The organism is Subtercola vilae (genome assembly GCF_004923255.1).
Classification (GTDB): domain Bacteria; phylum Actinomycetota; class Actinomycetes; order Actinomycetales; family Microbacteriaceae; genus Subtercola; species Subtercola vilae.
Map to the genome: position 1 here is coordinate 52,981 of NZ_QYRT01000017.1, position 15,319 is coordinate 68,299.

Here is a 15,319-nt window from a genome sequence, read left to right on the forward strand (position 1 = left end):
TACACTCCCCCGCTTCCGACAGTCACCCGATTCCCTTCCCGCTGACCGACTTCACAAGCGGATACCGTAACCGTCGTTAAACGTCGGCCGAGACGCAAAGCCTTCTGCGCCATGCCCAGCCGCCCCGGCTGACAATCACTGAGCTGGCGGTCGGGTCGCTGGAGGAACCAGGTGTGGTCCAATGATCCGCTGCGGCCATCGCCTGCGCATGCGCATGCGCATGCGCACAACCGTGACGGGTGTTAGTGTGCTTGTTATCCACACGGGTGCCCTTGCATGGGCTGAGATCGGGCTGACGCGGCCCGCGACCGTTGAACCTGTCCGGGTAATGCCGGCGAAGGAAGTAGGAGTTCGAAATGGAATCTGTCAGCCCGTCCCACACGCTCGCATACGTTGAGAATGTTGAGCATCAGATTCGTGTCCCTGTGACACGGATCGCGTTGGAGGCCTCGCCGAACGGTGAGGAAAACAAGCCGTTTACGGTGTATCGCACGGAGGGGCCGGGGAGTGATCCTGTTCGTGGCCTTCTGCCGTTCCGGTCGGCTTGGATCGAGGCGCGCGGGGACACTGAGGAGTATTCCGGCCGGGAACGGAATTTGCATGACGATGGGCGTGCAGCGCTTCGTCGGGGGGCGGCGTCTGCTGAGTGGGAGGGAGAAAAGCCTGTTCCGCGACGGTCCCTTCCAGGGCAGACGGTCACGCAGATGCGTTACGCAAGGCAGGGAGTTATCACTTCGGAGATGCGTTTCGTTGCGCTTCGGGAGAACTGTGATGTGGAGCTGGTCCGGTCAGAGGTCGCGGCCGGCCGGGCGCTTATCCCCAATAACATCAACCATCCGGAATCCGAGCCAATGATTATCGGCAAAGCGTTTCTGGTGAAGATCAACGCCAATATCGGCAACTCGGCGGTGACGAGTTCCATCGCCGAAGAGGTGGACAAGCTGCAGTGGGCGGCGCAGTGGGGTGCGGACACGGTCATGGACCTCTCCACGGGTGATGATATTCACACGACCAGGGAGTGGATCATTCGTAACTCGCCCGTTCCGATCGGTACGGTTCCGATCTATCAGGCGCTTGAGAAGGTGAATGGGGAAGCGAACGATCTGACCTGGGAGATTTATCGTGACACGGTGATCGAACAGTGTGAGCAGGGTGTGGATTACATGACGGTTCATGCTGGGGTGCTGCTGCGGTATGTGCCGTTGACCGCGAACCGTGTGACTGGGATCGTCTCTCGTGGGGGCTCGATCATGGCGGGGTGGTGTTTGGCGCATCATCAGGAGAACTTTTTGTACACACATTTCGATGAGTTGTGTGAGATCTTCGCCCGCTACGATGTCGCGTTTTCTCTCGGTGATGGTTTGCGTCCTGGTTCAACGGCCGACGCGAACGATGCCGCCCAGTTCGCGGAGCTTGACACGCTCGCGGAACTGACCAAGCGGGCCTGGACCTATGACGTCCAGGTGATGGTGGAAGGGCCCGGTCATATTCCGTTTCATCTGGTCCGGGAGAACGTGGAACGTCAACAGGAGCTGTGTGACGGCGCACCGTTTTACACTCTTGGCCCGTTAGTCACTGACATCGCGCCCGGCTATGACCACATCACTTCCGCGATTGGTGCCACCGAAATCGCGCGGTACGGAACCGCGATGCTCTGTTACGTCACCCCGAAAGAGCATCTCGGGCTACCGAACAAAGATGACGTAAAAACGGGTGTAATCACCTACAAGATCGCCGCTCACGCCGCGGATCTGGCGAAGGGTCACCCTGGAGCGCACGAGCGGGATGATGCCCTATCCAAAGCCCGGTTCGAGTTTCGCTGGCGTGATCAGTTCGCGCTGTCCCTTGACCCGGTCACGGCCGAAGAATTCCACGACGAAACGCTCCCCGCGGAACCGGCGAAGACCGCGCATTTCTGTTCGATGTGTGGTCCGAAGTTCTGCTCCATGCGCATCTCGCAAGACATCCGGGATCAGTTCGGTGGCATGTCCGAACAGCAGATCGTTGCCGGGATGGAGGAGAAATCAGCAGCGTTCCGGGAATCCGGCGGCAAAGTTTATCTTCCCGAACCTGTCGTCGGCGCACGCTGAGATAGTCCGTTGACAGACCGTCTGAGCCTCTCCGCGATTTCGAACTCCGACAGACCTGTCGACCCTGTCACCTCGGCGTCGTCGAACCCGGAAGCACGAAAGACGACTCTCAGGGGCACGCCGAGGGTGCTCAGCATTGCCGGCACCGATCCGACCGGAGGCGCCGGAATTCAAGCCGACCTGAAGAGCATCGCAGCGAACGGCGGTTATGGGATGGCGGTGATCACTGCGCTCGTGGCGCAGAACACTCGTGGGGTGACCGCCGTTCACACCCCACCGGTGCAGTTCCTTCGCCAGCAACTGGATGCGGTGAGCTCGGACGTACAGATCGATGCGGTGAAGATCGGTATGCTGGGCGATCTTCACGTCATTGAGGAAGTGCGTTCGTGGCTTCAGGTCACCCGGCCGCCGTTGGTTGTCCTTGACCCCGTGATGGTGGCGACAAGCGGCGATCGTCTACTTATGGCGTCCGCCGAGCAGGCGCTTCGTGATTTGGTGCCCCTTGTGGATTTGGTAACACCAAACGTGCCAGAACTTGCCGCGCTCCTACAGGAGGGCCCGGCTGAAGACTGGGCGGAGGCGATCCAGCAGGGCAGGCGACTGTCCGAACAGTCCGGCGTCACTGTGCTGGTCAAGGGTGGCCACTTCACCGGCGCTGACTGTCCTGATGTCCTGGTCAACGTTCACGGTATGCTCGCGGGCAGTGTGCTGGAATTCGCGTCGGCCCGGGTGGCCACGAAGAACACGCACGGTACGGGCTGTTCGCTTTCTTCAGCGATGGCCACGGTGCAGGCGCAGACCGGGGACTGGGCGGAATCGCTTCGGCGGGTGAAGGACTGGCTCGATGACTCCCTGACCCACGCCGACAGCCTCGAAGTGGGTGGCGGCAATGGCCCCATCCATCACTTCCATCGGCTGTTCTCCGACCGCGCACCACAAGGCGCTGATTTCACTCGATCACTTTGGGAAAGCATCACGCCGATCCGTTCGGAGATCTTTCAGCTGCCTTTCATCGTTGCGCTGGGTGATGGAACGTTGAAGCTCGCCGATTTCGACTACTACCTCGGCCAGGATGCTCTTTACCTGAGAACGTATTCTCGGGTGCTAGCGCGGCTGAGTGCCCTGGCACCGACTGACGAGGAGCAGCGATTCTGGGCGAACTCCGCTCAGGTCTGCCTTGACGTTGAGGCCGACCTTCACCGCAGCTGGCTCGGTGGACACGCCCAGCCTGTTCAAGGGCCTGTCACGAAGAGGTATCTCGACCACCTGATGGCAACCAGCGGTCAGGGCAGTTACGCGGTCGCGATCGCTGCGGCTCTACCCTGCTTCTGGCTGTATGCGGACGTCAGCGAGCGGATGCACGCCGCGTACCTCGCAGACGGTAGCGGCAAGGAGCACCCGTACGCGGCGTGGCTGGAAACATATATAAACGAGCCGTTCGCCGAGACAACCCGACGTGCCATCGCTTTCACTGATGCCGCGGCGGTAGCAGCATCGCCTCGTGAGAGGCTCAACATGCGGGCGGCGTTCGAGCAGTCGGCCCAGTACGAGTCCGACTTCTTCGACGCCGCGCGCCGGTATGTGAGAGTGTGATGCGGCTCTCAGCTAAGCGGAGGCAGCCTGTCGAGCAGCCGTCTCGCAGCGTCGGCCGGATCGTCCGCGTCGGTGATTGCCCGGACGACCACCACACGGGTGGCCCCCGCGTCAACGACCTCGCCGATACGGTCAAGATCGATGCCGCCGATCGCGAACCACGGGAGCGCCGTCGGGTCTCCGTGCGTTCTGGCCGCGGCATGGCGAACCAGATCAAGGCCGGTTGCGGCGCGCCCTGGTTTCGTAGGTGTCGCCCAGACCGGGCCCACACAAAAATAATCGGGACCCGGGGCGGAGATCGCAGCATCGACCTGGTCAGGCGTGTGGCTGGAGAGCCCGATGATCGTTTCCGCACCGAGCAGTCGCCGGGCCGAAACAACCGGGAGGTCAGTTTGGCCGACGTGGAACACCGGCGCGGACGAAAGCATCGCGATGTCGGCGCGGTCGTTCACCGCCCACAAGCGATTGTGCCGTTCCGCAGTTTCGCGGAGAACCTGGAGGAGGTCAAGCTCGTGGCCTGCGCCGATTGTCTTGTCTCTCAACTGGATCACGTCCACGCCACCGGAGAAAGCCGCATCCACGAATTCGGCGAAATCTCCCTGGCTCTGCCTGGCGTCAGTGCACAGATACAGCCGCCCAGGATTCATCGTCATGCCACCAACCCTAGGTTCTCCCGTACGGCCGCGGCGCCACTCGCACTGCCAAGCCAACAACCCGGCCGACCCATCACAGCCACGGCCTGCCTGCCATGGCCGGAGGGGAACACACAATGAGCGGGCCGACCGAAACGCGGTCCGTTGACGTGGCAGTGATCGGTGCGGGCATCATCGGCCTGGGGATCGCGTGGGCTGCCGCACGCTCTGGTCGCACAGTCGCAGTCATCGATCCCGCGCCGGCACAAGGCGCGACCTATGCCGCAGCGGGCATGCTCGCCGCGGTCAGCGAACTACATTTCAAGGAAGAAGAACTCCTCAAACTCACTCTAAAGTCCGCAGCGCTTTATCCTGGCTTCATCGCATCCCTAGGGGCGGACGCCGCCGCTGTCGGATTCCGTACGCCCGGCACCCTGGTGCTTGGTGTCGACCCGGCAGACAGTCAGGCACTGTTTCAGTTGCGTGAACTGCAGATCTCGCACGGTTTACAGGTGACCTCGTTTACTGTTCGTGAAGCGCGCGCACACGAGCCGCTTCTCAGCCCGAACATTTCAGCGGCATTCCGTATACAACAAGACCACCAGGTCGACCCGCGATTGCTCGCCGCCCGTCTGCAGGCGGCGTTAGCTGAGCTCGCCCACCGGAACGGCTGGGCCCACCAGCCCGGGATCAGGCAGAGCGCGCTGTGCTTGCTGCACAAGATGCCCGGCGACTCGCGCTCTCGCGTCACCGGGGTTGCCCTTGACGACGGATCGACTGTCGCAGCAACCGAGGTCATCGTCGCAAACGCAGGAGCGGCCAGCTCGCTCGGCGGGATGCCCGACGACCTCGCGTTGCCGCTTCGGCCAGTACACGGGGATATTTTGCGGCTGCGGGCACCAGGGCATCTTCAACCGTTTTTGAACGAGACGGTCCGCGGGCTGGTTCGCGGTGTTCCCGTCTATCTCGTGCCACGCTCCGACGGAACAGTTGTCCTCGGCGCAACGCAACGCGAACACGGCACCGAAACCGCATCCGTCGGCGGTGTCTACCAACTACTTCGCGACGGCCAAGCCCTCGTTCCCGCCGTCGCGGAGTTGGAGCTGATAGAGGTGACCGCCCGCGCCCGGCCCGGCACCCCAGACAACGCCCCCCTTCTTGGCCGAGTTGCCTCAGCGGCTGGCGGCCAGGACATTCCAGGGCTCATCGTGGCTACCGGATTCTTCCGCCACGGGGTACTCCTGACACCCGTCGCCGCAGAGATCTGCGTACAACTGTTCGACAACTCTGGTGACTCCCGCTGGCAGCGGTTCCGCCCGGACCGGTTCTCGCCTCTCATTTCGAAGGAGCACACCCGTGCCTGAGCTGAGCATCACCACGATCACGCTGAACGGCGTCACCCGCACCCTGAAACCTGGCCAGAGCGTCGCTGATCTCGTCAGCGCACTGACCGGCCGTCGGATCACCGACGATGGACGGTCCGCCGATGGCAGCAAGCTCGGCATCGCGGTCGCCCGTAACGCACACGTCGTGCCACGCAGCCAATGGTCCACGACCGTGCTCGAGGCGGCCGATGACATCGAAATTGTTACCGCAGCGCAAGGAGGCTAACCATGGACTTTACAACACCACCACACCGCGACGCGCTAGTGATCGACGGCGTTGAGCTTCGCTCTCGTCTGATCATGGGAACCGGTGGCGCGCCAAGCCTCACCGGCCTGGGCGAGGCGCTACTGGCCTCAGGCACCGAGCTCACCACGGTCGCGATGCGCCGCCACAGCACGAGCACGGCCGGGTCGCTGTTTCAACTGCTCCTCGACCATGACATCCGGGTGCTGCCGAACACTGCCGGCTGCTTCACCGCACGCGAAGCAGTGATGACGGCTGAACTGGCCAGGGAGGCCCTGGAAACCAACTGGATCAAACTCGAAGTGATCGCCGACGAGGAAACCCTGCTGCCAGACGCCGTCGAACTCGTCGATGCCACCGAGCAACTCGTCGCACGCGGCTTCAAAGTTTTCGCCTACACAAACGATGACCCGGTCCTCGCCTTACGGCTCGAGCAACTCGGCGCCGCGGCTGTGATGCCGCTCGGGTCACCGATCGGCACCGGGCTTGGGATTCTGAACCCCCACAACATCGCACTTATCGTGTCACGCGCCACAGTCCCCGTGGTGCTTGACGCCGGAATAGGTACCGCATCCGACGCCGCGTTTGCAATGGAACTCGGCTGCGACGCCGTGCTGCTCGCCACAGCCGTGACCCGCGCCCAGGATCCCGTGAGGATGGCGAAAGCATTCCGTCACGCCGTCATCGCCGGACGCCTAGCAACCCAGGCCGGACGAATCCCGAAACGGCAGCATGCCCTCGCCTCGTCGAGCATGGAAGGACGCCCCGACCTGTGAACCGACCAGCCACGACAACCCTGCCTCCGCTCGTGGAACCCGCAGGGGAACTCATCGCAGCCGAAGCGGAGCGGTACTCCCGGCACGTGATCATCCCCGAAATCGGGGACCTCGGCCAACGCAGGCTCAAAAACGCACGCGTACTCGTGATCGGGGCGGGCGGTCTCGGCTCACCAGTATTGCTGTACCTGGCCGCCGCTGGAATCGGCACGATCGGTATCGTAGACGATGACACAGTCGACGTGAGCAACCTACAACGGCAAATCATCCACCAAGTCTCAGGCATCGGCGAATCCAAAGTTTCATCCGCTGTCCGGGCGGTCACCGAACTCAACCCCACTGTGACCGTTCACAGCCATAACGTCCGGCTGGATTCAAGCACGGCGCTTGAAATGATCGCAGGCTACGACTTACTCATCGACGGCTCCGATAACTTCGCGACCCGCTACCTCGTCAACGATGCAGCCGCGATCCTCGGCAAACCCTACGTCTGGGGCTCAGTCTTCCGCTTCGAAGGCCAAGTCAGTGTCTTCTGGGAACGTCACGGGCCCACCTACCGTGACCTCTTCCCCGAAGCTCCACCCGCAGGAGCATCTCTCAGCTGCGGCGAGGTCGGCGTGCTCGGCATGCTCTGCGGTGTCATCGGTTCAATGATGGTCGCAGAAGCAGTCAAACTCATCACCGGCGTCGGCGAAACACTCCTCGGCCGGGTATTGCTGTTCGATTCCAGGAATGCGTCCTGGCGGGAGTGGTCAGTACAAAAAGACAGCTCAGTCCTGCCGATAACCGAGCTGGTCGACTATGAACTGTTCTGCGGAACCGGTGAAAGGCCGTCCTCAGGAGTCGACCAAATCGGGGCGCATCAGCTCGCAGCTCGCCTGACACAACGAAAAACGGGTGATGCCAACTTCGATCTCATCGATGTGCGCGAGCAAGGAGAGCGCAACATCGTCGCAATTCCCGGGTCACGCCTCGTCACCCTCGATCACATTCTCTCTGGGCAAGCGCTCAGCGAGCTACCACGCGACACCGACCTGATCCTCTACTGCAAAACAGGCACACGCTCCGCTATCGCGTTAGCCGAACTCAATCGCCACGGCTACACCCGCGTGACGCACCTAGCCGGCGGTGTACTCTCCTGGATCCAAGACATCGAGCCAGCCCGCCCTGGATACTGACGATCAATCGCAACCATGAAAGCCCCGTGCGCAGCGATCGTTCACCGGCTCACTCACACAAAAATCAACTCCAGACCAGCCACTGAATTTGGCGTTGCCCCCGGTCCTATCTGAGAGCCCGGGGTCTACTCCTAGAGTGGTAGTGCTGCACGGTCACGGAGCTGCGGGCATGACACTCCGCAATTGTGCGGGGGCCGATCAAAGGGGACTGCACATGGCAGAGCACGCTCTGGACACCGAGCAACACTCGCGACCGACTCCACCAGCCCTGACCTGGCATTACACGCATGCCGTTGTGCTCGCCGTGTCCGGTGCGGTGGTACTCGTCCGGTTCGGAATGATCGGGATCTCATCGATGCGGAGGCATCAGATTGGTGCGGCTCACGGCCAATGACCCTTTGCAAGGCGACCATCACCTAGAAAGAGAGCGACGGCAAACACGATCAAGTTCTCATTTTTGTCAGCCACAAGTGGCATCAAAACCATCTCCCGATCCCCCGAGGTGGGCTCGGCGTAGATTGCCGCATCGGGTTCGACTTAGGTTGACGTCCTCATCATTTAAGGTGACGGCCTTGTCTACGCGGTTTCTCTCCATAGGGGTTGTGTGCTGCAACGGAATGCTCCGCCGAATCCTCGGGAGATTTGGTAGTCGACGTACTCGACCTGTATTCCGTGCTTCGCGACCTCGTTACCGATGCGTTCGAAGAATGGGTCGGTGACGTACACGGTCGGGCTGATCGGTAGGCCGTTTGTGCCGAGATTCGCGGCCTCTTCCTGCCTCACGGGAATGCGTTCCCAGTTCGCGAGGGTTTCGGGAACCCCGTTGAGCAGGCCATCTTCGTAGACGACGACGAGGCCATCGCGCACCAAACCCATCGCACAGTCGAGGTGCAGGATGTTGGGCTTCAGCGGTACGACCTCGACAGTGTATCCGCTTGGGGCCAAGAGTTTCCGCAAATAGTCGGCGCCTTGCTGGGTTGAAGCGCGGCCGGATTGGCCGACGAAGACGTGGTGGCCATAGACGAGCACGTCGCCACCTTCAAGGAATGGGCCGGGACCGCCCTCATCGATTTCGAGCGGCATGATCTCGGGTTGCGGCACGGCGGTGTAGTTGCCGTCGGCTGGCAGAACTTCGGAGCGCATGATGTCGCGGCTCGCTAGAACCTCGCGGCGGCGTTGCGGGTACCGCAGCGACCCTTCGATGACGTGATTGCCGATCGTGTACCAGGGATCGCGAACGAACGCGTTGGCGTAACCATCCGGACCGCCGGCGTCTTTTTCGTACTGAGTCAGAAGTCTCGGGCGAAGGACCTCAACATTGTATTTGTGGAGGACTGCCTGGAAGGCGGATCGTTCCGCTTCCCACTGGGACTGTCGTTCCGGCATCGCAACTGCGTGATCCTTGCCCAGTAGTTCGCGGATGAGGTGACGTTTGTCTGCGGGAATGATTCCGATTTCTTCTTCGAGCTGTGCCGGCGAGAAGGTGCTGGCGGCGGGCAGTCGCATCTCGGCTTGCGCGAACACCACGGTGCGTAAAGGCGCGAACTCGCTCTCAACGAAAATCCGTCTGGACGAGACTTGGGGTGATGTCATGGGTAATCCCTCGTTGTTGTGGCCGGAACCATATGGCCGCTGTCGCAAGCTTGGCCGAGTTTAGCCGGGCGGCGGACCGGGATCGGCGGGAGCTGTGAAGCAAGGCATTCAGGACGAGAAACATTAGCAGACGCGCGCGGCGATACGCAATCACGGTGAGGGTATCCTCGGCCTCACCCGCTATGAAATCGATCTGGATTTCGCTTAAGGCGGCTGCGGCTGCGGATGGGGCTTGGCCGGTGGGCGGATCCCGGCATAGGCGAGGGCGATGCTTTAGCAGCAGACGCGTGGTTGTGGTTTCCTCGTCATGGCTGCCGCGGAACCTGTTTCGGTGCGACAGGCCGAAAATGGTGAGAGTCAGTTCAGACGGTAGCACCAGCTGATTGCGGTGTGGTGCTAAATTCCCGCACGGAGTCCGCACTCTTGGGCGGCTTTCCACACACAAGGGCTTAAACCCGCAGTACCTGGCCGGCGGAGCGGTGCCGCGTTGCGTGCGGGGTCCGCTAGCCGACATGGTGGTCAGATCAGTTCCGGCGAATCCGTGTCCGCCCATAACGGCGGCCCTCGTTTCCACTCTGGGGGTAAGGGTCCAAGAAGCGATTGTGTCGGGAGTTTTGTCGATAGTGATCGTTGGTGAGGTCGAGATGCGTAGCAGGGTTGTTGTCACGGGTGGTTTGGTGGGGATGCCGGCGGGTCGGTGGTCTCGGAAGTCGCGGCTGGTCGCGGTCGTTATCGGTGTTGGCCTTTTGGCGGGTTTCGCAGCGTTCGGTGGCACCGCGCCGCGGGCGTTAGGTGCGACTGCGAAACCGTTGACGGTGGTCAGTTTGACGTTCGATGACACGTTCTCGGATCAGTTGAACGCGTTGGCGAGTATGTCGAAGTACAAGGTCGTCGGAACGTTTTACATGAATTCCGGCCGGGTTGGTGCGGGTGGTTTTCTGACTGTTGCTGATCTGAAGAACATCGCTGCGGCCGGGAACGAGATTGGTGGGCACACGGTCAGCCACCCTGACCTACCGACACTGACGGTTGATGAGCAGAAACGTCAGATCTGTAATGACCGGGTGAATCTGACGAACTGGGGGTTCAAAGTCACGAGTTTCGCGTACCCGTTCGCGAGTTCGAACGCACAAACCGAGCAACTCGTCGCCGGGTGCGGGTATAACAGTGCCCGGATGCTCGGCGATATCAAGTCCCGGTTCGGTTGCCCGGACTGCGACTACGCATCCCCCACCCCACCGGATGACCCCTACGCAACACAGGCACTAGACGAGGCCGATAACACGTGGACGTTGAAGGATCTGCAGGACTCGGTCACGAACGCGGAAACCGCTGGCGGTTGGGTGCAACTCACCTTCCACCACGTGTGCCCGAACAACTGCGATTCGCTATCGGTGAGTACCACGATCTTTGACCAGTTCACGTCCTGGCTGGCAGCCAGAGCAACGACCGGGAACACGCACACCGAAACGGTGGGGCAAGTCATCGGCGGGACAGTGAAACCCCTCGTGAACGGCCCCGCAGTCCCCGCCGCAGGCCCAGGTCAGAACGGTGTCGTGAACCCAGGGTTGGAAACAACCGCAGCGAGCGGGGTGCCGTCGTGTTGGACGCTCGGCGGGTACGGCAACAACACGGCCGCTTTCGCGGCGACCACCCCCACCCATTCTGGGGTGAAAGCGGAGAAGCTGACGATGACGAACTACGTCGATGGTGACGGGAAACTCTTACCGACACTGGATCTCGGGGCGTGCGCCCCAACCGTTACGGCTGGGCACACCTATTCCCTCCGGACCTGGTACAACTCCACAGCGGTAACCCAGTTCGCCGTATATCTCAGAAGCAGCCTCGGCACCTGGCGGTACTGGACGTCAAGTCCGTGGTTCCCGGCCACTACCGCATACACGCAGGCGTTGTGGACCACCCCGGCGATCCCCGCGGACATGACCGGGATCAGCTTCGGGTTGAACCTGTTCCGGAACGGAACCCTGACAACCGACGACTACGCCCTCTACGACACAGTCGGGGCGCCCGCTATCGCCGGCCCCGCCACGGCCGCTGCGACACCGCGAACCGCCCCGCCGGTGACGGGGAGAGTAGAAATCGCGCCCCCAGGAGATGCGACCCCACCAAAATAGGAAGGAGCCCCAGGCCGCTCGGGGTGACGGGCCTGCGAACGAGCTCCCCACCGGGTGGGTGGGGAGCTAGTTGAGGGGGTCGTTGATGTGTAAGTGATCGCAGGTGTCGTAGAAGTCTTGAAAGTTTCGGAGCCGCGGCTCGTCGCCTGCGGCGCGGCGGCAGTTGCTTTGGCCAAGCCCTGACCCGCCCGGCATCACCGGGTCAAGGACACCGATCAGGGTCAGGGAGTTACTATCAGCACCGGTCGCGCCGTTCCCGCCGAGGCTGTAAAAGTCCACGGCGTGACCGCCGCCGTTTCGGTAATGCGCGGAGTAGATACCGGCTCCTTCTATTTGACCGGTGCAGCGCCGGTTGATGTCGCTGACCCCGGCGCTACCGAACGTTTCCACCGCGATCAGGATCACTTGCAGAACCCTCACGTCGATGCCGCAGTTCGGTACGGACTGGCCTTGCGCTATCCACCTGATCTCTTTGATGTGGTCAGGGCTGGACCCGGAGAGCTGACCGCCGTCAACGAAGACCATCAGTTGCTGCGCAAGCGTCTGAGCGTCTCCGGACACCGGCCCAGCTGAGTACTGCTGCGCCCCAGACCCAGACCCAGACGCTGACGCTGACGCTGCCTGGGCGGCTGCCTGTGCGGCAGCAAGCGCTGCCGCTGCTGCTGCCGCGGCTGCGGCGGCGCGGGCGGCGACGCCGGCTTGATACTGCTGTTCGGTGGTCGCGGTCGCGGCGGTCAGCGAGGCGAGCTGGGCTTGTAACTCGTTCTGATGGGCGGTTTGCGCGTCGAGGGCTGCGACCATGTCCTTTTGGGCTTGAACGGCTTTGTCTTGCGCTGCTTGCGCGGCGGCAGCGAGCCCGGCGAGAGCATCCCGGGCGACACCAGCCTGGTCGCTGATCGCTTTTGCAGTGTTAGTGTCTTGGACCGCTTTGACGTAGACGCCGTTGATGGTGGAGCTGAGTTTCCCCATGCTACTTAGCCGGGACAGCAGATCCAGCACGTCCGCGGAGCTGCTGGCCAGCATAGTGCCGGTGAGGTCCTGGCCACCGGTGCGGTACTGCTCGGCGGTGAGCTGCGCGGCTTGTTTATGCGATTTGTTGGCCTGTGCCTGCATCGCGGCGGCCCGGCTAGTGAGCAGGTCGGCTTGGGCCTGGCCGGCCAGCAGGGCATCTTGCGCGGCCGCGTTTGCCGCGGTCGCCGCGGACGCCGCGGCTTGAGCGGCTTGGACTTCAGTTTGCAGTTGCGTGATCAGTGCTGTGATTGTGGCCACTTCGGCTTGTTTCGCGCCTTCGCTCTGACGTGCGGCCTGCACATCGTTCCAGGTCGGATAGTCGTCCGCGAACGCCGTCGGAGCGGTCACCCCACCCGCCGCGACCAGACACATCAGCACCACGAAGGACAGCACGGCACGCCACACCGGCAACCGGTTACGCGGTGTCGGGTGACGCGGGAATGGGGAGACGGCGGCTGCCATAGGGAATCCGAATCGGGTAGGTCAACGATCCACACACAGGATCACGGGTGCACCGCTCTGACGCTACCCGCGGAAACCCGTGTTCGTGTTCGCACACGCCGGAACGCGACCGGCAGCGGGATGGGTACCCAAACCGGACCCTTGAGAATTCGGAGGATCATCACGTACCCTGAGGGGGTATCTGGTGACGGCGGTATCGGGAAGGGTTGCAGGAAGCGGATGGTTAGCGTGCGAGCGGATGTGACTTCTTCGCCTGCGCGCGCGTTCCGGTTTCTTTCTGCTCGATTGCTTGTTCTCGTCGCGATTGCTGCTGCCCTGATGGGGTTATTTGCCTTGCATACGATGAACAATCACGAATCGATGCCCGGCCATGACTCGATGTCCGCCGCGAGCACGTCAGCGGTCAGCCATGCTCCCGCTGATTCGATGAGGGGAACGGCCGCTGTTCCGGTCGCGGCAACTGCACTGGCTTTACCTCTTATCCAGGAAATGAGCATGGCGGGCATCGAAGGGTGCCCTGGCTGTGCCATGCAGTGCGCTGTCTTCGCGATGAGCTGCGTGATCCTGATCATCCTCAGCCTGGTCGTAGCTTTTGCACGATTCGCCGCAATCTCTTCAGCACTCGTCGCGGCTGGGCGATACCTGCTCCCTGTCGTTCGAGCAGTAGAACCCCATCTGCTGCGGCCGTCCCTGGTCGCCCTATCGATCAGTCGCACCTAAACCAAAACTGTCCCGGCGGGTCCCCGCCCGCGGCTACGGCGCTGTCGCGCCGACACGTTTTGATTGTTTTCTTTGTGCGACTACGAATAGGACTCCTTCAATGAACATCCCACGACTCACTGTTGTCTCCGCTGCGGCGATCGCCGCAGCCCTCACGTTAAGCGCCTGCTCCGGTTCGAACTCGAACATGCCGGGTATGGATATGGGCGGCAGCTCGATGAGCAGCGCAGCACCCACCGCTGGGGCGTCAGCGACTTTCAATACCGCGGATGTCACCTTCGCCCAGGACATGCTGCCTCACCACCAGCAGGCTGTTGCGATGAGCGACACGCTGCTGGCGAAGGGCAATGTCCCGGAGACGGTGTTGCAGCTCGCCAACACCATCAAATCGGAACAATCCCCAGAAATCGTCAAGTTGAACGGGTGGCTAACAGAATGGGGTGCGACCAGTGCCAGCACGCCCACCAGCACAGACATGTCCGGGATGAGCACACCTGGGAGCACAGCAATGTCGGGGATGAGTATGGGCACCGGGATGATGTCCCAAGATGACATGGACAAGCTTGCCGCGGCGACCGGGAACGATGCCGCGAAATTGTATTTGCAACAAATGATCGTGCATCACACCGGTGCGATCGATATGGCGAAGACGGAACTCACCGCCGGGCAGAACGCAGATGCGATGGCGCTTGCGCAAAGCATCGTCACCTCCCAGACAGCGGAGATCACCACGATGCAAACCATGCTCTAACCCTGACCCACCGCAGCGCCGGGCGGCCCCCACCCAAAACGGGACGGCTGCCCGGCCCCTCGCTTCGCAACCACACGCGACACGGCGGCTCCGCTTTTGAATCCATAGATGAGACACACGTTTTGACAGAACACCACAATCCGATCAGCCCGATACCAGCGACCCGACGGGCAGCACGCGAAGCGGAAAGTCAACAAGCCCCTCCTCTACAGGTAAGCCAGAATCCCACCCGAAGGCAGCTACGCGCCAGCAGGGACGCCAAGGAAGCAAGTGGCCAATCCATCGAAGACGAGCCGCTTCCCGAAGTGAGCCCCGGGCACGACCAGTCCCTGTTTTCGGGTCTTGCCCAGCCCTCCGAGCACCTCGTAGAGCCTGTGCCAGCGAGTAGAAATTCGGTAGAACGCCATTCCCCCCCTTCGCTGGAATCGCCACGACGTCAACCAGCTGAAAGGACAGCATTTGTCCGTGGCAATTTGATTCCCCGCCGGCTGCTGAGCGTGATAGCGATGGCATTCGCGGCGTTTCTCGCCATCGCGGTATCTATCCCCGCAGCCGCCGTGAACCAGCCGAGCTTCGACTGGTCCAGCACCCAACACATCGCCAGCGTCCCAGGTCAAACACTCACCGCCGCGGCCGGGTCGGCGGCCGCGGTCGGCAGAGACAGCTACACCGTCGCCCTCCCTCCGCCGCCCGACACGTGAGGTTTCGTAGCCGGAGGTGTTCGAGTCCGGCCACCCGCGGGCTGGTGG

The 15,319-nt window shown here is 62.1% G+C and carries 13 protein-coding genes and 1 riboswitch; of the genes, 10 read left to right on the top strand and 3 right to left on the bottom strand.

Annotation, left to right across the window (positions count from 1 at the left end; translation table 11 throughout):
* The first annotated feature begins 252 nt into the window (after positions 1-252).
* Positions 253-360: riboswitch (TPP riboswitch) on the top strand.
* Positions 357-2,090 (top strand): phosphomethylpyrimidine synthase ThiC, encoded by a 1,734-nt coding sequence (gene thiC, locus D4765_RS10385; protein ID WP_136642227.1) that lies wholly within the window; start codon positions 357-359, stop codon positions 2,088-2,090. (Overlaps the previous riboswitch by 4 nt.)
* Before the next feature lie 126 nt (positions 2,091-2,216).
* Positions 2,217-3,683 carry a bifunctional hydroxymethylpyrimidine kinase/phosphomethylpyrimidine kinase gene (gene thiD, locus D4765_RS10390; protein ID WP_237280374.1) on the top strand — a complete coding sequence of 489 codons (1,467 nt, stop codon included), beginning with the start codon at positions 2,217-2,219 and terminating at the stop codon, positions 3,681-3,683.
* Positions 3,684-3,691: 8 nt separating this feature from the next.
* On the opposite strand, the gene thiE is transcribed toward thiD, so the two are convergent.
* The gene (gene thiE / locus D4765_RS10395; protein ID WP_136642228.1) at positions 3,692-4,336 is read right to left on the bottom strand and encodes a thiamine phosphate synthase; all 645 of its coding nucleotides are present in this window, start codon (positions 4,334-4,336) and stop codon (positions 3,692-3,694) included.
* Between the two features lie 116 nt (positions 4,337-4,452).
* Between thiE and thiO the strand changes: the two genes are divergently transcribed.
* Genes thiO through moeB form a run of 4 tightly spaced genes read left to right on the top strand, consistent with a single transcriptional unit; the run spans position 4,453 to position 7,898 of the window.
* Positions 4,453-5,679 (top strand): glycine oxidase ThiO, encoded by a 1,227-nt coding sequence (thiO, locus tag D4765_RS10400; RefSeq protein WP_136642229.1) that lies wholly within the window; start codon positions 4,453-4,455, stop codon positions 5,677-5,679.
* On the top strand, positions 5,672-5,926 hold the full coding sequence (gene thiS, locus D4765_RS10405; protein WP_420824532.1) for a sulfur carrier protein ThiS: 255 nt from the start codon (positions 5,672-5,674) through the stop codon (positions 5,924-5,926). The genes thiO and thiS overlap by 8 nt, the downstream gene beginning before the upstream one ends.
* 2 nt (positions 5,927-5,928) lie before the next feature.
* Entirely contained in the window at positions 5,929-6,720 is a 792-nt protein-coding gene (locus tag D4765_RS10410; protein WP_136642230.1) for a thiazole synthase, read from the top strand.
* Positions 6,717-7,898, top strand: a complete 1,182-nt coding sequence (moeB, locus tag D4765_RS10415) for a molybdopterin-synthase adenylyltransferase MoeB (protein ID WP_136642231.1) — start codon at positions 6,717-6,719, stop codon at positions 7,896-7,898. The genes D4765_RS10410 and moeB overlap by 4 nt, the downstream gene beginning before the upstream one ends.
* A 576-nt stretch (positions 7,899-8,474) precedes the next feature.
* Here moeB and D4765_RS10420 read toward each other — a convergent pair.
* The gene (locus D4765_RS10420) at positions 8,475-9,539 is read right to left on the bottom strand and encodes a dimethylarginine dimethylaminohydrolase family protein (RefSeq protein ID WP_201799285.1); all 1,065 of its coding nucleotides are present in this window, start codon (positions 9,537-9,539) and stop codon (positions 8,475-8,477) included.
* Positions 9,540-10,003: 464 nt separating this feature from the next.
* Between D4765_RS10420 and D4765_RS10425 the strand changes: the two genes are divergently transcribed.
* Entirely contained in the window at positions 10,004-11,626 is a 1,623-nt protein-coding gene (locus D4765_RS10425) for a polysaccharide deacetylase family protein (protein ID WP_161580412.1), read from the top strand.
* Positions 11,627-11,692: 66 nt separating this feature from the next.
* Here D4765_RS10425 and D4765_RS10430 read toward each other — a convergent pair whose 3' ends face one another.
* Positions 11,693-13,099, bottom strand: a complete 1,407-nt coding sequence (locus D4765_RS10430; RefSeq protein WP_136642233.1) for a coiled-coil domain-containing protein — start codon at positions 13,097-13,099, stop codon at positions 11,693-11,695.
* A 240-nt stretch (positions 13,100-13,339) separates the two neighbouring features.
* Between D4765_RS10430 and D4765_RS10435 the strand changes: the two genes are divergently transcribed.
* The 3 genes from D4765_RS10435 (at position 13,340) to D4765_RS10445 (ending at position 15,271) form a co-directional block, all read left to right on the top strand.
* The gene (locus tag D4765_RS10435; protein ID WP_136642234.1) at positions 13,340-13,819 is read left to right on the top strand and encodes a hypothetical protein; all 480 of its coding nucleotides are present in this window, start codon (positions 13,340-13,342) and stop codon (positions 13,817-13,819) included.
* 100 nt (positions 13,820-13,919) lie between these two features.
* Positions 13,920-14,570: a DUF305 domain-containing protein gene (locus D4765_RS10440; protein ID WP_136642235.1), complete on the top strand. Its 651-nt coding sequence runs from the start codon at positions 13,920-13,922 to the stop codon at positions 14,568-14,570.
* 506 nt (positions 14,571-15,076) lie between these two features.
* Positions 15,077-15,271, top strand: coding sequence for a hypothetical protein (locus D4765_RS10445; protein WP_136642236.1), 195 nt, complete (start codon positions 15,077-15,079; stop codon positions 15,269-15,271).
* The last annotated feature ends 48 nt before the right edge of the window (positions 15,272-15,319 follow it).